This is a genomic window from Kitasatospora sp. NPDC001159 (assembly GCF_053598235.1).
In genome coordinates this window covers 57,529-72,988 of record NZ_JBSFJV010000028.1, presented here as the reverse complement: position 1 = coordinate 72,988, position 15,460 = coordinate 57,529, and the positions used below count along the sequence as shown (strand labels likewise).

Here is a 15,460-nt window from a genome sequence, read left to right as displayed (position 1 = left end):
ACATGGGACGGGCGTCTGACCTGGGCTGGCGTCTGACCCGGGCCCGAAGGCGGTTCAACCGCGCAGGTCCACCCGCCAGTTGTTGCTGCGCATGAACCGCCCGGGCGGGAACTCGAAGTCCGTCTGGCCGAGCAGCGTGAACCCGGCCTTCGCGCAGACCGCGTTGGAGGCGGGGTTGTCCACCGACGGGAAGGCGTGCAGATGGCGATGGGCGGCCTCGCGCCGGGCGGCGTCGACGGCGGCCCGGGCGGCGGCCACCGCGATGCCCCGACCCTGGTGGCCGGGCAGCACGTTCCACCCCATCTCGTGCACCGTCTCGCCCTCCCAGGTCCGGGTGCCGTAGCCGACCGTCCCGACCGCCTCGCCCTCGGGCAGCAGTACGATCCGGTACATGCAGCCCAGGCCGGACGGGACGAAGTCCAGGTAGCGCCCGTGCCGGACGAGCAGCTGCTCCTCGGTCTCCGGCCCGCCGACGTGCTTCTTCATCTCTGGCGTGTTGACCCCGCGCAGCAGCGTGAGGTCCGCGTCGGTCCAGGGCTCGATCCGTACTTCCACGGTGCTCATGCCGGGGACGGTAGCGCTCGTCGGCTGCGTCGACCAACGGTTTTACCCGGCCGAAGGCCCCTGCTCGGCGGTACCCGGCTGGGCCAGGGCGCGGGCGAGCTGCTCCAGCGCGGGCAGTGCGTGGACGACCGCCTCGCGGTCGGCCGGGTCGAGGGTGTCCAGGGCGGTGGCGATCCGGCGCTCGTGGGCGCTTTGCCAGTCGTCCAGCTGGCGCCGCCCGGCCGGGGTGAGCGCGATCCGGGCGGTGCGCCGGTCGCCGGGGTCGGCCTGGCGGTCCACGAACCCGGCCTCCAGCAGCTTGCCGACCAGCCCGCTGACGGTGTTGGGTGCGAGTCGCTGCCGGGCGGCGAGTTCGCCGACCCGCAGCGGTGCCGCGGCGAGCGTCTGGAGGAGCTCGACCTGCGCCATCGGCAGGGACTCCCACGGGTAGTCGGTGCGGATGCTGCTGCGCAGCGCGCGGCGCAGCCGGGTGACGGTGTCGGTCAGTCGCCGGGCGTGCTCGACCGCCGGGTCGGGGGTTTCGGCGGCGGGGTCGGGAACGTGCGGTGACGACGGCATGGCGGACAGCGTATCGCCTGGTACGGGGCGTTTCCGGGGCGCCGTCCGCCCCTCGGACGCGCAGTGTACGCAGTGCGAGACGTTTCGTGTCGCAGGACGATCGGCTCGTAGAGAGAACATGTCTGCATCCGATATATTCGTGGCATGAACGCCACCGCCCTTGCCGCGCGCCTGCTCACCGAGCGGCCCAGGCCCCGCGGCATCGCCGGCTGGCGCCATGCCCACTGGCTGGCCGTCGGCACGGTCTGCCTCGGCGCCTTCCTGGGTCAGCTCGACGCCAGCGTCATTGCCCTCGTCTTCCCAGCCCTCGGCCGCCACTTCGACGCGGGGTTCGCCGCCGTCGAGTGGGTCGCCCTCGCGTACCTGCTGGTCCTGGTCGCCCTGCTGGCCCCGATCGGCTGGCTGTCCGACCTGGTCGGCCGCAAGACCATGTACATCGGGGGCTTCGCCGTCTTCGGCCTCTCCTCGCTGGGCGCCGGATTCGCCGGCGGTCTGTGGATCCTGGTCGCCTGCCGGGCGGTCCAGGCCGTCGGCGCCGCGATGATGCAGGCCAACAGCGTCGCCCTGGTCGCCCGCGGCGTCCCGGAGCACGCGATGCGCCGCGCGCTCGGCATCCAGGCCGCCGCCCAGGGCCTCGGACTGGCGCTCGGCCCCAGCCTCGGCGGGCTGCTGGTGGAGCACGCATCCTGGCAGTGGGTGTTCTGGGTCAACGTGCCGATCGCGGTGTTCGGCATCGTGGCCGGCCGGTACCTGCTGCCCCGAACCCGAACCCGAACCCGCGTCCCGGGGGTGGTCCCGACACCGCGCGACGGCGAGCCGCGGGCGCCCCGCTTCGACCTGCCCGGCATGCTGCTGCTCACCGGCGCGACCACCGCGCTGCTGCTCGCCCTGTCCACCGCCTCCGGCCTGCCCCTGCCCGGCTGGGCCGTCGCCGTGCTGCTGCTCACCTCCGTCGTGCTGGCGCTGGCGCTGGTGCGCCAGGAGCGGCGGGCCGCCCGGCCGATCCTGGCGCCGGGGCTGGTGAACACCCCGGGCGTGCGGTCCGGGCTGGTGGTCGCGCTGATCGGCTACCTGCTGCTGTTCTGTCCGCTGGTGCTGGGCCCGGTGCTGCTCACCGGTGCGGGCTTGTCGACGGCCGCCGCGGGCCTGGTGGTCACCCTGCTGCCGGCGGCGTTCGCGGTCGCCGCGACGGTCGGCGGCGCGCTGCTGCCTCGGGGCTGGTCGGACCTGACCCGGTGCCGCTTGGGTGCGGGCCTCGCGGGCGCGGGACTGCTGCTGTTCGCCGTGCTGCCGGTCTCCGGCGCGACGGTGGCGGCCCCGCTGCTGGTCGCCGGGTACGGGCTGGGCCTGCTGCTGCCCGCCAACAACGCGTTGGTGATGCGGGCGATCCCGGCGGAGTGCTCGGCCGTCGGCGGCGGCATGGTGAACATGGCACGCAGCCTCGGCACCGCGCTCGGCATGGCGCTGTCCGTCCTCGGCGTCCACCTGGCGGGTGCGGCGTCCGGCGGGCGGACGGTGCTGATCGTCCTCGCCGTGGTCGCGGTGGCCGCCGCCGCGCTGACCCGGCCCGTCACCACCGGGGCCGGCCCCGCCGCTGCTACGCGGTGACGTTCAGGGCGTCCTGGGCCCGGTTCAGGCCGAGCCGCACCAGCGTCTCCAGGGCGTCCGCGCAGCGGTCCAACACCCCTGGCATCGCGGCCAGTTCGTCGTCCGAGAACTTCTTCAGCACGTGGTCGCCGATGCTCTGCCCCTTCGGCGGGCGGCCGATGCCGAACCGCAGCCGGATGAAATCGCGGGTGCCCAGCACCTCGCCCACCGAGCGCACCCCGTTGTGGCCGCCCGGTCCGCCGCCACGCTTCAACTTGCCGGAGCCGTACGCGAAGTCCAGGTCGTCCTGGACGACCACCAGGCGCTCGACCGGCACCCCGTGGCGGCGCAGCAGGGCGGCCACCGGGCGGCCGGACAGGTTGATGAACCACAGCGGCTTGGCCAGCAGCACCCGGCGGCCGTCCACCTCGATCTCCGCGACCAGGGTGGCGAGCCCGCGCCGACGGAACCGGCCGCCGTGCCGCTCGGCCAGCCGGTCCACGGTCAGGAAGCCGGCGTTGTGCCGGGTCAGCCGGAACCACGGGCCGGGATTGCCCAGGCCGGCGATCAGCCAGGGTGCGTCGGCGGTGGCCGTACCAGTGGTCATACGGGGTCTCCAGAGGTCGGGACGGCGTGACGGCCGGGGCGCGGTGGGGACGGTGCGGGACCGCCGCCGCGCCCCGGCCGTCCGGGAAAGCACTGCGGAACGGGGGAGCTTCGGTCGTCAGGACGCGGGCACGCCGGGGGCGGCGCCGCGCTCCTTGAGCATGTCGGTCATCAGCTCCAGCTCGGAGGTCTGGGCGACCACCATCGACTGGGCGAGCCGCTTCTCGACGTCGTTCTTCGCCAGGTCGACATAGCCCTGGGCCATCTCGACCCCGCCCTTGTGGTGCTCGACCATCAGCTGCAGGTAGAACACCTCGGCGTCCCGCCCGCTGAGCGAACGCAGCTTCGCCATCTGGGCGTTGGTGGCCATGCCGGGCATCAGCGAACCGTCGTGGGCCGCGTAGTCGTGGTCCATCCTCATCCACGCCATCGGCTTGGCGGTCGAGTGCTGCGACAGCCCCCACTGGTCGAGCCAGCCCGTCATCATCCCGCGCTGGTTGGCCTGCGTGTTGATGATGTCGAAGGCCAGGGTGCGGGTCGGCTCGTCGCCGGTGCGGTCCCGGACGATGAACGACAGGTCCACCGCCTGCTGGTGGTGGGTCGCCATGTCGCGCGCGAACCCGGCCTCGGGCGAGTCGTCCGCCGGGACGGCCACCGAGGCCGTGCCGGAGGCCGACGAGCCGCTCGCCACCAGGGCCGGCACCCCGAGCGCCAGCGCCACCGCGGCGGCCAGCGCGGCCGGCCACCACAGCCGCCGACGGCCGGGACGGGCCGCCGGCTCCTCGGTCGCCTTCGCTGCCGTCGCGTCCTCCTCCGGGAGGTCGGCCGCCGAGGCCTCCTCGGGGCGGGTCGCGTCGGCGGTCACATCTGCCCCATGGTGCAGGAGGCGCCCGGCTCCTGGGTCTGCTTGCCCTGGACGTACTTGGTGAAGAACTGGTTCACCCGCGGGTCGCTGGCGCTGTCCACGACCAGCTGGGTGCTCCAGGCGTTCAGGGTGATGGTGCCCTGCTCGTCCGGGTACGGGCTCATCAGCGAGTACGGGGTGGCCTTGACCTTGTCGGAGAGGGTCTTGATGTCCTCCGGCGTGGCCTTGCCGTTGTACGTCACCCAGACCGCGCCGTGTTCCAGCGAGTGGACGGCACGCTCGTTCTCGACCGGCTGGTCGTAGACGTGGCCCATGCAGTCCAGCCAGATCGCGTTGTGGTCGCCGCCGACGGGCGGGGTCATCGGGTAGTTGACCTTCTCCTTGACGTGGTTGCGGCTCAGGTCGCCGAAGGTCTTCACGCCCGGGATGTCCGCGTTGGCGGCGGCCTCCTTGTCCTTCTTCTTCTGGTTCTGGTCCATGACGATCCAGGTGCCGGTGGCGATCGCGCCGATCACCAGCACACCGGCCGCCACCGAGGCGATGACCTTGTTGCGGCGGTCGCGGCGCTCCTCGGCGGCGCGCAGCTCGGCGATGCGGGTGCGGCGGTCGGCGACGCCCTTGGCGCCGGGCTTGTCGGACTGCTTCGAGGCGGAACCCATGATGGTTGTCCTTGTCCCCGCCGCGCACGGCTGGTGGCGGCGGTCGGCTGTAGTGGGGGGAGGGGCGGACCCGCCGACGGCGAGCGTCGGCGGTGGGTTCCGCTCAGGACCGGTGGACCTGGAGTTCGTGCAGATCGGGCGCCGGGTGCGGGCCGTCCAGCAGCCCCGCGGGCACCACTCGGGGCAGCGCCTCGGGCGCCGGCGCGACGAGGGGTGAGACGGCGGGCTGCGGTTGCGGCGGCGGGTTCGGCAGTTGCGCGTCCTGCGGGCAGAACGGGTGGCTGGAGCAGCCGTTGTCGCGCGGCGGCTGGCCGTCGGCGGTGCACAGGATCCAGTGGTCCTGCTCCGCGGCGAGCCGCTGGTGGCGCTCGGACGCCCTGACGGCGTGGCCGGTGTGGGGAGTCTGCGCAGTGGCCTCCGCGGCGCTGACCACCGAGACGGCGCTCGCCGGGGCCGACGCAGGCCGGACGGGAGCGTCCAGCCCGTTCGCCTGGCCCGCGCAGGGCAGCGCCGTCAGCAGGGCGACCAGCAGCAGGACCAACAGCGCACCCGCCGGGCGGCCCGCCAGTGCGGCCCTCCCCGGTCGGAGCGAGCTGGGGGTCGACGCGGTCATGCGCACATTTAATCAGCCGAACGGGTGAAGCGATGCCCCTCATTGGGCCCCATTTTCAGCGGTCCCTGCCCTGCAATGTCCAGGAAACGCCCTGCTCGGGGCACATCCGGCAAGCCCGGACGGAACGGAAGCGAACACTGCGGGGGCGGCCCCCGCCACCGCCCGGCCGCGCCCCGACGAACCGCCTGGTGAGCGCGGTGGCCGGGATGATCCGTTCGGTGACCGGTTGTCGCCGAAACCCGGACAGGGTCGTTGCGCTTGGAGACAATGACGCCAGTCCGGCCCCGCCGGGGGCGGCGCGACCACGGACCGACCAGGAGCCGCCAGATGAGCAAGCAGGGTGCACCCGCACAGCCGCCCCGGCCGGGCGACGGCTGGTGGGACACGGTCTACGACGGCCCGGCGGGCACCCTTCCCGACACCCCGCACGCCGACCCGGGCGAGGGCAGTGTGGACGACTGGTTCGACACGGCGGTCGGGCTGATCGGGCAGCAGCGCACGGTGGGGCCGGAGGCCGCTCCGGGGGAGGAAGCGCCGGAGGCCGTCGCGGAGGCCGTCGCGGAGCCCGAGCCCGTCCCCGCGGTGGGTCGGGACAGCATCGACGACTGGTTCGACACCGCGATCGGCGTGATCGAGGGGACCGGCGGGATCGGCGGGATCGGACGCCAGCGCACCTCGACGGAGACCCATCAGTTCCCCGCCCCCTCCTTCGCCGCCGACGCGCCCCGGGCGGAGGCCGTTGCTGCGGCCGAGCCCGGTCCTGTGCCCGAGCCCGGGCAGGAGGCCCAGCAGGAGCCGGAGCCCGACGCGCCGCCCGCGCCGGTCTCCCTGGAGAAGCCCGCCCCGGCCCCCGCTCCCGAACCGGCGCCGGAACCGGAGCCCGCGGTTGCCGAGGAGCCCGCTTTCGAACCGGCGCCGGAACCCGCTCGCGCCCCTGAAACCGCCCGCGACCCCGACCCGGAGCCCGAGCCCGCCCCGCAACCCCCGGTCGCCAGGACCCCCACCCCCGAACCCGAGCCCGACCACGCCCCCCAGCCCGACCCGGAACCAGCGCCCCCCGTCCCCGACCCCCGCCTGGCCATCCGCGCGCCCCTCGCCGAGACCGGCCCCACCGTCCCGCACGTCGGCGAGCGCCCCCCGACCTACGGTCCCGAGCCGACGGCCGTACCGGAGACGGACCCGGGCTCGCTCGGCTCGGTCGTCCCGGACACCGCGCTGGAGGGCGCCCAGTACGGCAGCACCGTGCTGCGCGCCGTCTCCGTACGGGGCGACTCCGCCCGGTACCGGGGCGAGCCGCGCCGCGACAGCCTGCTGGTGACCAGGTTCGGCGACGGCCCCGATGGTCTGCTGCTCGCCGTCCTCGCGGGCTTCGAGCGCAGGGGCGACGCCGAGGACGAGGCGCTCACCGCGGAGACGGTCGCCGCCGCCACCGGCGAGGCCTGCCGCCAGCTGGCCGCCGCGATCGGGCGCAGCCGGGCCGGCCTGGCCGCCGATCTGCGCGACGGCGCCCGGGACCGGCTGCGCTACGGCCTCCAGCGCCTGGCCACCAGCGCCGCCGCCCCGCTGCGCGCGTTGGCGCCCCGGGCCGAGGGGGACGACACGCCGTCCCCGGCCTCGCTGCACTGTCTGATGGTGTCGCTGGACCCGGTGGCGGGCTACCGTGCGGCCTTCGGCGTCGGCCCGGGCGGGCTCTACCTGCTGCGCTCCGGCCACTGGATCGACGCCTACGCGGCCCGGCTGCTCCACCACCCGGACGGCCAGCCGGCGGCGCCGGACGGCCCGGTGCCGGACCCGCGCCCCTTCCGTTTCCGGCTGGTCCCCGCCACCCCGGGCGACATCCTGCTGCTCTGCAGCCCGGGCCTGGCCGGTCCGATCGCGGACGAGCCCGCCGTCGCCCACTTCCTCTCCGCGCACTGGGCGCACCCCCACCCGCCGGGCACGGTCGACTTCCTGCGCCAGGTCCAGGTCCGTGCCAAGGGCTACTCCGACGACCGCACGGCGGCCGCGATCTGGACCGAATGAGTCAATGCCCCTGCGCCGGAAGGCGGCCCGTAGGACGTCCGGTGCGTGCGGGTGAGCCCCGGCCGGTGCTCAGGCCCGCAGCAGGATGGTCGCGACCGCGGTGGCCTGGTCGAGGGCGGCGGGCCGGTCGGCCTCGGGCAGGCCGATGGCGATCGGGACGGCGAGGCCGTCGAGCAGGGCGCGCAGCTGGACGGCACGGTCGGCGGCGGGGCCGGGGGTGAAGTGGCCGGTGGCGGTGCCCTCCTCGATGAGGGCGACCAGGTCGGCCTGCCAGGGGGCCTCGATCTCCTGCTGGCCCTGGCGGATCTCGGCGCTGGCGGGGGAGCGGCCCCACACCTCGACCCAGAGGATCCAGCGCGGGTCGCCGGGCCCCTCGGGCAGGTAGAGGCGCAGGTAGGCGTCGAGGCGCTGCCAGGGGTCGGGGGCGTGGTCGGCGAGGGCCTCGCGGCGGCGGGCGCCGAGCTGTTCCTCGCTCCAGCGGAGGGTCTCCAGCAGCAGCTGGTCCTTGCTGCCGAAGTAGTAGAGCAGGTGCCCGGCGCTCATCTGGAGCTGCTTGCCGAGCCCGGCCATGGTGAGCTTGGCGAGCCCGTGTTCGGCGATCGCGGCCCGGGCGGTGGCGAAGACCTCCTCGCGGGGGCGCGCCGGCCGGCGCGGGCGGGCGTCCGCCATGTGCAGTGCTCTCCCTCGGTGGTGCGGAGCTCAGAAGGCTACCCGGGCGGGAGCGCGCGGCTCCCGCCCGGGGGCGGACGTCAGAGCGCCTTCGGCTGCTGCTGGGTGATGCAGTGGATGCCGCCGCCGTTGGCGAAGATCTCCCGGGCGTCGACGAGCTCGACGGTGCGGCCCGGGTAGGCCTTGGCGAGGATGTCGGCGGCCTCCCGGTCGCGCGGGTCGTCGAAGGCGCACAGCACGACCGCGCCGTTGGCCACGTAGTGGTTGATGTAGGAGTAGTCGACCGGCTCGCCGTCCTCGTCCAGCAGGACGGTGGGGGCGGGCAGTTCGATGACCTCCAGCGGGCGGCCCTGGGCGTCGGTGGAGGCGCGCAGGACGGCGACCAGCTCCCGGCAGACCTCGTGGTCCGGGTGGGCCGGGTCCGGCTGGACGTGGGCGACCACGACGCCCGGGCGGACGAAGGAGGCGACGATGTCGATGTGGCCGCGGGTGCCGAACTCGTCGTAGTCGCGGGTGAGTCCGCGCGGCAGCCAGATCGCCTTGGTGGTGCCGAGGAAGGCGTGCAGCTCGGCCTCGACCTCCTCCTTGGTCCAGTCGGCGTTGCGGCCCTCGCCGAGCTGGACGGTCTCGGTGACCAGCACCGTGCCCTCGCCGTCGACGTGGATGCCGCCGCCCTCGTTGATCAGCCGGGAGGCGAAGCGCCGAACGCCCGTCAGTTCGCCGATGTGTTCGGCGATGTGCTGGTCCTTGTCCCAGCGGGCCCAGGACTGCGCGCCCCAGCCGTTGAAGATCCAGTCGGCGGCGGCGACCGTGCCCTCGCCGTCGATCAGGAAGGACGGGCCGATGTCGCGCATCCAGGCGTCGTTGAGCGGGCGCTCGACGATCTCGACCCGATCGGAGACGTACCGGCGGGCGTCCGCCGTCTCACCGGTGTTGACGATCAGCATCACCGGCTCGTACCGGACGATGGTGTCGGCGACGGCCGCCCAGGCCTGGCGGGCCGCGTGCAGCTGCTCGGGGCCGTCGAAGGTGGGGTTGGCGGTCGGGAAGGCCATCCAGGTGCGGTCGTGGGGGTGCCACTCGGCGGGCATCCGGTAACCGAGGGAGGCGGGCGTGGGGGTGGTCATCATCAGGTCCTTGAGGGGGAGGATCAGAGGAAGTAGAGGCGGCTGAGCGAGACGCTGTCCGCGGGTTCGGAGCGCAGCGGCGAGCCGTCCAGCGAGACCAGCCCGGTCTCGGTGACCTCGACCTGGCCGATCCGGGCGTTGCGCACCATGTCGCGTGGCCCGATGCCGCGGGTGCCCCGGACGCCGACGCGGCGGCGGCGGGTGGGCAGTCCGTCGGCGGGGCGGTCGAGGTAGGCACCGTCGGCGGCGGCCCGGGCGACGAAGGCGACCGAGATGTCGGCGGCGGTCGCGCCGTGGGCTCCGAACTGCGGTCCCAGGACGAGCGGTTCGCAGCGGTCGGTGGAGGCGTTGGGGTCGCCGACCACGCCGTACGCGGGGAAGCCGGCCTTGAGGACGAGCTGCGGCTTGGCGCCGAAGTGGTCCGGGCGCCACAGCACGAGGTCGGCTAGCTTGCCGATCTCGATCGAGCCGACCTCGTGGGAAAGGCCGTGCGCGATGGCCGGGTTGATGGTCAGCTTGGCGATGTAGCGCAGCACGCGCTCGTTGTCGTCGCCGCTCTCGGTCGTCCCGTACGAGCCGGTGCCGTCCAGCGGGCCGAGTTCGGTTTTCATCTTGCCGGCCATGGCGAAGGTGCGGCGCACCGTCTCGCCGGCCCGGCCCATGCCCTGGGCGTCGGAGGAGGTGATGCCGATGACCCCGAGGTCGTGGAGGACGTCCTCGGCGCCCATGGTGCCGGCCCGGATGCGGTCGCGGGCCATCGCGGCGTCGCCGGGCAGGTCGACCTTGAGGTCGTGCGCGGAGACGATCATGTCGAAGTGCTCGCCCAGCGCGTCCCGGCCGAACGGCAGGGTGGGGTTGGTGGAGGAGCCGATGACGTTCGGCACGCCCGCCATCTTCAGCACGTTGGGGACGTGCCCGCCGCCGCAGCCCTCGATGTGGAAGGCGTGGATGGTCCGGCCCTCCAGCACCTTCAGGGTGTCCTCGACGGAGAGGCACTCGTTCAGGCCGTCGGTGTGCAGGGCGACCTGGACGTCGTACTCCTCGGCGACCCGCAGCGCGGTGTCCAGGGCGCGGGTGTGGGCGCCCATGTCCTCGTGCACCTTGAAGCCGGAGGCGCCGCCCTCGGCCAGCGCCTCGATCAGCGGGGCGTCGTCGGAGGACGAACCGCGGCCCAGGAAGCCGATGTTGACGGGCCAGGCGTCGAAGGCGTTGAACGCATGGCGCAGCGCCCAGGGCGAGTTGACGCCGACGCCCCAGACCGGGCCGAACTCCTGGCCGATGATCGTGGTGACACCGGAGGCGAGCGAGGCCTCCATGATCCGCGGCGAGAGCAGGTGGACGTGGGTGTCGATGGCGCCGGCGGTGGCGATCAGGCCCTCGCCGGAGACGATGGTGGTGCCGGTGCCGACCACCACGTCCACGCCGTCCAGGGTGTCCGGGTTGCCGGCCCGGCCGATCGAGGCGATCCGGCCGCCGATCAGGCCGATGGACGTCTTGCGGATGCCCTGGACCGCGTCGATCACCAGCACGTTGCTGATCACCACGTCGCAGGTGTCGCGGACGGCGGCGGGCTTGAGGTGCAGGCCGTCGCGGGCGGTCTTGCCGAAGCCGGCCAGGAACTCGTCGCCGGGCGCCTGGGAGTCGGACTCCACGCGGACGATCAGGCCGCTGTCGCCGAGCCGGATGCGGTCCCCGGCGCGCGGGCCGTGCACGGAGATGTAGTCGTGGGGGGAAATGGCGGTCATGCTCCCACCTCGTTGCGCTCGGCGGGCCACGCCCGCGTGGCAGCTCTGTTCGACTGCTCGCTTCGCTCACTCATGAGGGCACCTCGGTGTCGTCGAAGCTGGTCAGGTAGCCGGTCGCGCGGGCCTTCGCGAGGGCGGCCTCCTTCGCGCCGGGCGCGTCCAGGGGCCCGTCCACGAGCCCCGCGAAGCCGATCGCGACCCGCTGGCCGCCGATCGGCACCAGGCCGACCTCGACGGTGGCGCCCGGGTCGAAGCGCACCGAGGAGCCGGCCGGGACGGCCAGGTGGGTGCCGTAGGCGGCGGCGCGGTCGAAGGCCAGGCGCGGGTTGGCCTCGAAGAAGTGGAAGTGCGAGGTGACCGAGATCGGCACCTCGGAGGTGTTGTGGACGGGGAGCAGCAGTGTCTCCTCGACCGGGTCGTAGCCGACGCCGTCGCCGATCAGCGCGCCGCCGGGGGCGTCGTCGCCGAGCGAGCCGGCCCCCTTGAACGGGTCGTTGATGACGGCGAGGCGGGTGCCGTCCTCGAACACGGCCTCGACCTGGACGACGTTGACCACGTCCGGTACGCCGGGCAGTACGTCGTCGGCGGTCAGCACGGAGCGGCCGGCTTCGATGGCCTCGGCCAGGCGCCGGCCGTCGCGGGCGGCCTCGCAGACGGTGTCCGCGATCAGGGCGGTCGCCTCGGGGATGTTGAGGCGCACGCCCCGGGCGCGGCGGGCGCGGGCCAGTTCGGCTGCTGTGAAGATCAGCAGCCGGTCCCGCTCGGTGGGGGTCAGTCGCACGGTTCCTCGCTCGCTCGTCGCCGGGGAGGGGGTCGGCTCGGGGCCGGGGGCTTCCGGGGTGATGTTCGGACCATCGTTTAGAACGTCGTTCAAACATCTCGGGACATTGAACCCGGACCGGGCCGCCCTGTCCAGCGTTGCCGCTCCGGCCGGGTCCGGCCTGTCGGGCGGGTGGCGAGGGTGAGGGCGGGCGCCCGGCGGGGTGGGGGCAGGGTGTTCGGCGGGGGGAGCGGGGCCCGGCGCGCGGCGGTGGCGGAGGCGGGGCGCGAGGTCCGGCGCGCAGTCCGTACGGGCGCCGGGTGTGCGCGGGATCGGGTGGGGGCGGGCTCGAAAACTGCCTCTGCGCTTCGCAAACCTGTCCGGCGCGGGCAGTTGGATCACGTGAACCTCCCCGTGCCCCTTTCACCCCACGTGATCGGACGCACACTGTTGCAAACGCCGTCAACTGGGCATGAGGATGGTGGTCAGAACGAGGGGGCCACCCGGCCGGCGGGGGATCCGGAGGCGGGGGCCCGGATTTGAGGGCGGGGGCATGTGTTGATGGACGGTCAGTCGCGATTCCCGAGGCAGCGGACGAGTTCGGGCGACGCCTACCGGTCCGGGTCGGCCCAGGGCCCGGCGGTCGGCACCGGGACGACCGTGTCGGGCGCGTCGGCGCCCGGGTGCGCCTTGCACCGCCGGCTGCATCTGACGCTCGACCCGGCCGACCTGATCGCGGTCGGCGCGGTCCGGCACCGGCTGCGTACGGCGCTGAGCCACTGGGGGGTGCCGGAGCTGTCCGACACTGCCGAGCTGCTCTCCTCGGAGCTGGTCACCAACGCGCTGCTGCACACCGGCAAGGGCGCCGTCTTCGACGCGGTGCTCGGCTCGGACAGCCGGCTGCGGGTCGAGGTGCAGGACGGCGCGAGTCGGCTGCCCGGGCGCCGCCGCGCCCCGGAGGCCGAGTACGCGACCTCGGGGCGCGGCCTGACGCTGGTGGAGGCGCTCGCGGACTCCTGGGGGGTGCAGCTGAGGGGCGACGGCAAGGTCACCTGGTTCGAGCTCGCCCTGCCGTAGGCACTGCCGCGAGTCCCACCGTGAGCCCGAGCGCCGCGCCACTCGCACACACCGCCCGCACGATTGTTCGTCATCGATTGATCCGCTCTCGAAGCAAGCCCTGAACAGAAGGCGGAAGGCAAGATTTCCGGCCCGTTGCCATTGCCGCTCGGCCGAACATTGGCCAGGATGGTGGGAATGTGTGTCCACGTGCGGGAAGCAGCGGGGAGACCGAACCTCGACTGACCACCGTCCGTCGGCACCGTCCGATCCAGCACGACCCATCACATCGCCACGCGGCCCGTCCGGACGGTCGGCGCGGTCCGCCACGGCAGCGGCAGGAGCAGCATGCCCACTGAGCCCGAGTCGCCGGGGCCGGCGCTTCCTCCCGGCGCGTCCGCCGTGGAGCCGCTGCCAGCCGCCCGCCCGCCCGCGCAGGCCACGCGGCGGAACCCGCTGCGCACACCGCCCGTGCTCGCCTCCGGTCGGCTGGCCCCGGTGCTGTCCGGCGGACTGCCGCCCTCCTCCGCCGACACCATGCCGGACTGGCTGGAGCCCGCGATGGCCGCCAACGGCATCGGCTCCTTCGACTGGGACATCCGCCGCGACATCCTGGAGGGCGACCAGCGCGCCTGCACGATCATCGGCCTGGACGACGTCGAGCGCGGCCGCTTCGACCGAACCGCCGCCTCCTTCCTCTCCCTGCTGCACCCCGAGGACGCGCCCGTGGTGCGCCGCCGGGTCGAGCGCGCGGTGACCGAGCTGGGCCAGTGCGGCGCCTACTACCGCACCGTCGGGCCGAACGGCACCATGCGCGCGGTGCGCTTCCGCGGCCGGGTGCTCGCCGACGCCTTCGGCCGCGCCTCCCGGATGGTGGGCTTCGTCTGGGACGCCACCGTCGAACTGCACAAGCGCGACCGCGCGGACCGGCTCGCCCTGTTGCGCGAGGAGCGCTCCCGGTTCATCAAGGAGGCCGCCCGCGCCCTCTCCGAGGCGGTCACCGTCCGGGACGTGGCCCGGGTCTTCACCGAGCTGCCGCTGCCCGGACTTCCGCCGGACGGCCTGGTGCTCGCCTCCTTCGAGGCCGGCCGTGCGCAGATCCTCGGCGCCTGCGGCTACCGCTCCGAGTCGCTCGCGGTCTGGGACCGCGCCGTGCTGCCGTCCGGCCACCCCGCTGCCGAGGCGCTCCGGCACCGCGCCCCGGTCTTCGTCTCCAACCGCGAGGAGTTCCGCGCGCGCTACGGCGACGTCTGGGAGCAGACCAGCCGCACCGGCCGCGGCTCCTGGGCCTACCTGCCGCTGGTGGCCAGCGGCCGGGCGATCGGCGTCTGCGTGGTCAGCTTCGACGACGAGCGCGAACTGGACGCGGACGAGCGCACCCTGCTCACCACCCTGGGCGGGCTGGTCGCCCAGTCGCTGGCCCGGGCCCGGCTGCACGACGCCGAGCACGAGCTGGCGGCCGGGCTGCAGCGGGTGATGCTGCCCCGCACCGTCCCCTCCATCCCCGGGGTGACCACCGCCGTGCGCTACCTCGCGGCCGGCTCCGGCCTGCAGATCGGCGGCGACTGGTACGACGTGGTGCCACTGCCCGGCGGGCACGTCGGCCTGGTGATCGGCGACGTCCAGGGCCACGACGTGCACGCCGCCGGCATCATGGGCCAGCTGCGGATCGCGCTGCGCGCCTACGCCGCCGAGGGCCACCCGCCCGCCGCGGTGATGGCCCGTGCCTCCCGCTTCCTCGCCGACCTGGACACCGACCACTTCGCCACCTGCACCTACGCCGAGGTCAACGTGGACTACGGCGTGGTCTACGCGGTGCGGGCCGGCCACCTCGACCCGGTGGTGCGCCGCGCCGACGGCACCGCCGCCGTGCTGCCGGTGGCCGGCGGGCTGCCGCTGGGCATCGACCCGGACCAGGAGTACCGGGTCACCCGGTTCAGCCTGGACCCGGGCGAGACCGTGCTGCTGTGCACCGACGGCCTGGTCGAGGCGCGCGGCATGGACCTGGACGAGGGCATCGGCCGGCTCACCCGGGCACTCGCCCGTCCGCTGCGGGCCGTCGAGGTGGCGGCCCGCGACCCGCTGGAGGACCTGGCCGACCGGATCGCCTCCCAGGCCGCCGACTCCAGCGAGCGCGAGGACGACATAGCGCTGCTGCTCCTGCGCTGGGACGGCCCGGCAGGCGGGCTCACCACCCAGCAGCTGCGCCGCCGGATCGGCCAGGCCGACCTGGCGCGGATCGCCGAGGTCCGCGCCGAACTGCGCGACGCGCTGCGCCGCTGGGGCGTCGCCGAGTTCATCGACACCGCCGAGTTGCTCTCCTCCGAGCTGGTCACCAACGCCATCCGGCACACCGACCGTGACGCCATGTTCACCGCCCGGCTCTACCGCGAGTCGGCTTCGGACGGCGGCCGGGCCCGGCTGCGGGTCGAGGTGGAGGACGAGTCCGACCTGTGGCCCACCCGCCGCACGCCGGGGGAGCAGGCTTCCTCCGGCCGCGGCCTGATGCTGGTTGAGGCACTGGCGGACGCCTGGGGCGTGGAGCCGCGCGGCTCCGGCAAGCGGATGTGGTTCGAACTCAGCGGGGCGAGTGCCGCCTAGCGACCGTCTGACACCGACCGGGACGGGC

Annotated in this window: 14 protein-coding genes; 4 read left to right on the top strand and 10 right to left on the bottom strand. The window is 74.2% G+C overall.

Features of this window, described 5'->3' with window-relative positions:
- Window positions 1-54: 54 nt before the first annotated feature.
- Both ACWC9T_RS17090 and ACWC9T_RS17085 read right to left on the bottom strand, forming a co-directional pair.
- Complete coding sequence (locus tag ACWC9T_RS17090) at window positions 55-564, bottom strand: GNAT family N-acetyltransferase (RefSeq protein ID WP_449821850.1); 510 nt, start codon at window positions 562-564, stop codon at window positions 55-57.
- Window positions 565-606: 42 nt separating this feature from the next.
- On the bottom strand, window positions 607-1,122 hold the full coding sequence (locus tag ACWC9T_RS17085) for a MarR family winged helix-turn-helix transcriptional regulator (RefSeq protein ID WP_449821849.1): 516 nt from the start codon (window positions 1,120-1,122) through the stop codon (window positions 607-609).
- 144 nt (window positions 1,123-1,266) lie between these two features.
- On the opposite strand from ACWC9T_RS17085, the gene ACWC9T_RS17080 reads away from it, so the two are divergent.
- Window positions 1,267-2,730, top strand: a complete 1,464-nt coding sequence (locus ACWC9T_RS17080; RefSeq protein ID WP_449821848.1) for an MFS transporter — start codon at window positions 1,267-1,269, stop codon at window positions 2,728-2,730.
- On the opposite strand, the gene pth is transcribed toward ACWC9T_RS17080, so the two are convergent.
- The 4 genes from pth to ACWC9T_RS17060 form a co-directional block, all read right to left on the bottom strand.
- Window positions 2,720-3,316: an aminoacyl-tRNA hydrolase gene (pth, locus tag ACWC9T_RS17075; protein WP_449821847.1), complete on the bottom strand. Its 597-nt coding sequence runs from the start codon at window positions 3,314-3,316 to the stop codon at window positions 2,720-2,722. The genes ACWC9T_RS17080 and pth overlap by 11 nt on opposite strands.
- A gap of 117 nt (window positions 3,317-3,433) precedes the next feature.
- Window positions 3,434-4,066: a DUF305 domain-containing protein gene (locus ACWC9T_RS17070; RefSeq protein WP_449821864.1), complete on the bottom strand. Its 633-nt coding sequence runs from the start codon at window positions 4,064-4,066 to the stop codon at window positions 3,434-3,436.
- A gap of 110 nt (window positions 4,067-4,176) precedes the next feature.
- The gene (locus ACWC9T_RS17065; protein WP_449821846.1) at window positions 4,177-4,839 is read right to left on the bottom strand and encodes a DUF3105 domain-containing protein; all 663 of its coding nucleotides are present in this window, start codon (window positions 4,837-4,839) and stop codon (window positions 4,177-4,179) included.
- Between the two features lie 103 nt (window positions 4,840-4,942).
- Entirely contained in the window at window positions 4,943-5,452 is a 510-nt protein-coding gene (locus tag ACWC9T_RS17060; RefSeq protein ID WP_449821845.1) for a hypothetical protein, read from the bottom strand.
- Between the two features lie 327 nt (window positions 5,453-5,779).
- Between ACWC9T_RS17060 and ACWC9T_RS17055 the strand changes: the two genes are divergently transcribed.
- A complete protein-coding gene (locus tag ACWC9T_RS17055) occupies window positions 5,780-7,474 on the top strand; it encodes a hypothetical protein (RefSeq protein ID WP_449821844.1) in 1,695 nt (564 codons plus the stop codon).
- Between the two features lie 69 nt (window positions 7,475-7,543).
- On the opposite strand, the gene ACWC9T_RS17050 is transcribed toward ACWC9T_RS17055, so the two are convergent.
- The 4 genes from ACWC9T_RS17050 to ACWC9T_RS17035 all read right to left on the bottom strand — a co-directional run bounded on the left by ACWC9T_RS17050 (window position 7,544) and on the right by ACWC9T_RS17035 (window position 11,796).
- On the bottom strand, window positions 7,544-8,143 hold the full coding sequence (locus ACWC9T_RS17050) for a TetR/AcrR family transcriptional regulator (RefSeq protein ID WP_449821843.1): 600 nt from the start codon (window positions 8,141-8,143) through the stop codon (window positions 7,544-7,546).
- Window positions 8,144-8,223: 80 nt separating this feature from the next.
- The gene (locus ACWC9T_RS17045; protein ID WP_449821842.1) at window positions 8,224-9,273 is read right to left on the bottom strand and encodes an agmatine deiminase family protein; all 1,050 of its coding nucleotides are present in this window, start codon (window positions 9,271-9,273) and stop codon (window positions 8,224-8,226) included.
- 20 nt (window positions 9,274-9,293) lie between these two features.
- Entirely contained in the window at window positions 9,294-11,015 is a 1,722-nt protein-coding gene (locus ACWC9T_RS17040) for an urease subunit alpha (RefSeq protein WP_449821841.1), read from the bottom strand.
- 70 nt (window positions 11,016-11,085) lie between these two features.
- Window positions 11,086-11,796, bottom strand: coding sequence for an urease subunit gamma (locus ACWC9T_RS17035; protein ID WP_449821840.1), 711 nt, complete (start codon window positions 11,794-11,796; stop codon window positions 11,086-11,088).
- A 669-nt stretch (window positions 11,797-12,465) separates the two neighbouring features.
- On the opposite strand from ACWC9T_RS17035, the gene ACWC9T_RS17030 reads away from it, so the two are divergent.
- Both ACWC9T_RS17030 and ACWC9T_RS17025 read left to right on the top strand, forming a co-directional pair.
- The gene (locus tag ACWC9T_RS17030; protein WP_449821839.1) at window positions 12,466-12,852 is read left to right on the top strand and encodes an ATP-binding protein; all 387 of its coding nucleotides are present in this window, start codon (window positions 12,466-12,468) and stop codon (window positions 12,850-12,852) included.
- Between the two features lie 327 nt (window positions 12,853-13,179).
- On the top strand, window positions 13,180-15,432 hold the full coding sequence (locus ACWC9T_RS17025) for a SpoIIE family protein phosphatase (RefSeq protein ID WP_449821838.1): 2,253 nt from the start codon (window positions 13,180-13,182) through the stop codon (window positions 15,430-15,432).
- The last annotated feature ends 28 nt before the right edge of the window (window positions 15,433-15,460 follow it).

What these genes read in the sequence shown, in the direction of transcription:
- ACWC9T_RS17090 (WP_449821850.1), bottom strand. Translation starts at nt 564, where the DNA reads ATGAGCACCGTGGAAGTACGGATCGAGCCCTGGACCGACGCGGACCTC.
- ACWC9T_RS17080 (WP_449821848.1), top strand. Translation starts at nt 1,267, where the DNA reads ATGAACGCCACCGCCCTTGCCGCGCGCCTGCTCACCGAGCGGCCCAGG.
- ACWC9T_RS17040 (WP_449821841.1), bottom strand. Translation starts at nt 11,015, where the DNA reads ATGACCGCCATTTCCCCCCACGACTACATCTCCGTGCACGGCCCGCGC.
- ACWC9T_RS17055 (WP_449821844.1), top strand. Translation starts at nt 5,780, where the DNA reads ATGAGCAAGCAGGGTGCACCCGCACAGCCGCCCCGGCCGGGCGACGGC.
- ACWC9T_RS17050 (WP_449821843.1), bottom strand. Translation starts at nt 8,143, where the DNA reads ATGGCGGACGCCCGCCCGCGCCGGCCGGCGCGCCCCCGCGAGGAGGTC.
- ACWC9T_RS17085 (WP_449821849.1), bottom strand. Translation starts at nt 1,122, where the DNA reads ATGCCGTCGTCACCGCACGTTCCCGACCCCGCCGCCGAAACCCCCGAC.
- ACWC9T_RS17060 (WP_449821845.1), bottom strand. Translation starts at nt 5,452, where the DNA reads ATGACCGCGTCGACCCCCAGCTCGCTCCGACCGGGGAGGGCCGCACTG.
- ACWC9T_RS17065 (WP_449821846.1), bottom strand. Translation starts at nt 4,839, where the DNA reads ATGGGTTCCGCCTCGAAGCAGTCCGACAAGCCCGGCGCCAAGGGCGTC.
- ACWC9T_RS17025 (WP_449821838.1), top strand. Translation starts at nt 13,180, where the DNA reads ATGCCCACTGAGCCCGAGTCGCCGGGGCCGGCGCTTCCTCCCGGCGCG.
- ACWC9T_RS17045 (WP_449821842.1), bottom strand. Translation starts at nt 9,273, where the DNA reads ATGATGACCACCCCCACGCCCGCCTCCCTCGGTTACCGGATGCCCGCC.
- pth (WP_449821847.1), bottom strand. Translation starts at nt 3,316, where the DNA reads ATGACCACTGGTACGGCCACCGCCGACGCACCCTGGCTGATCGCCGGC.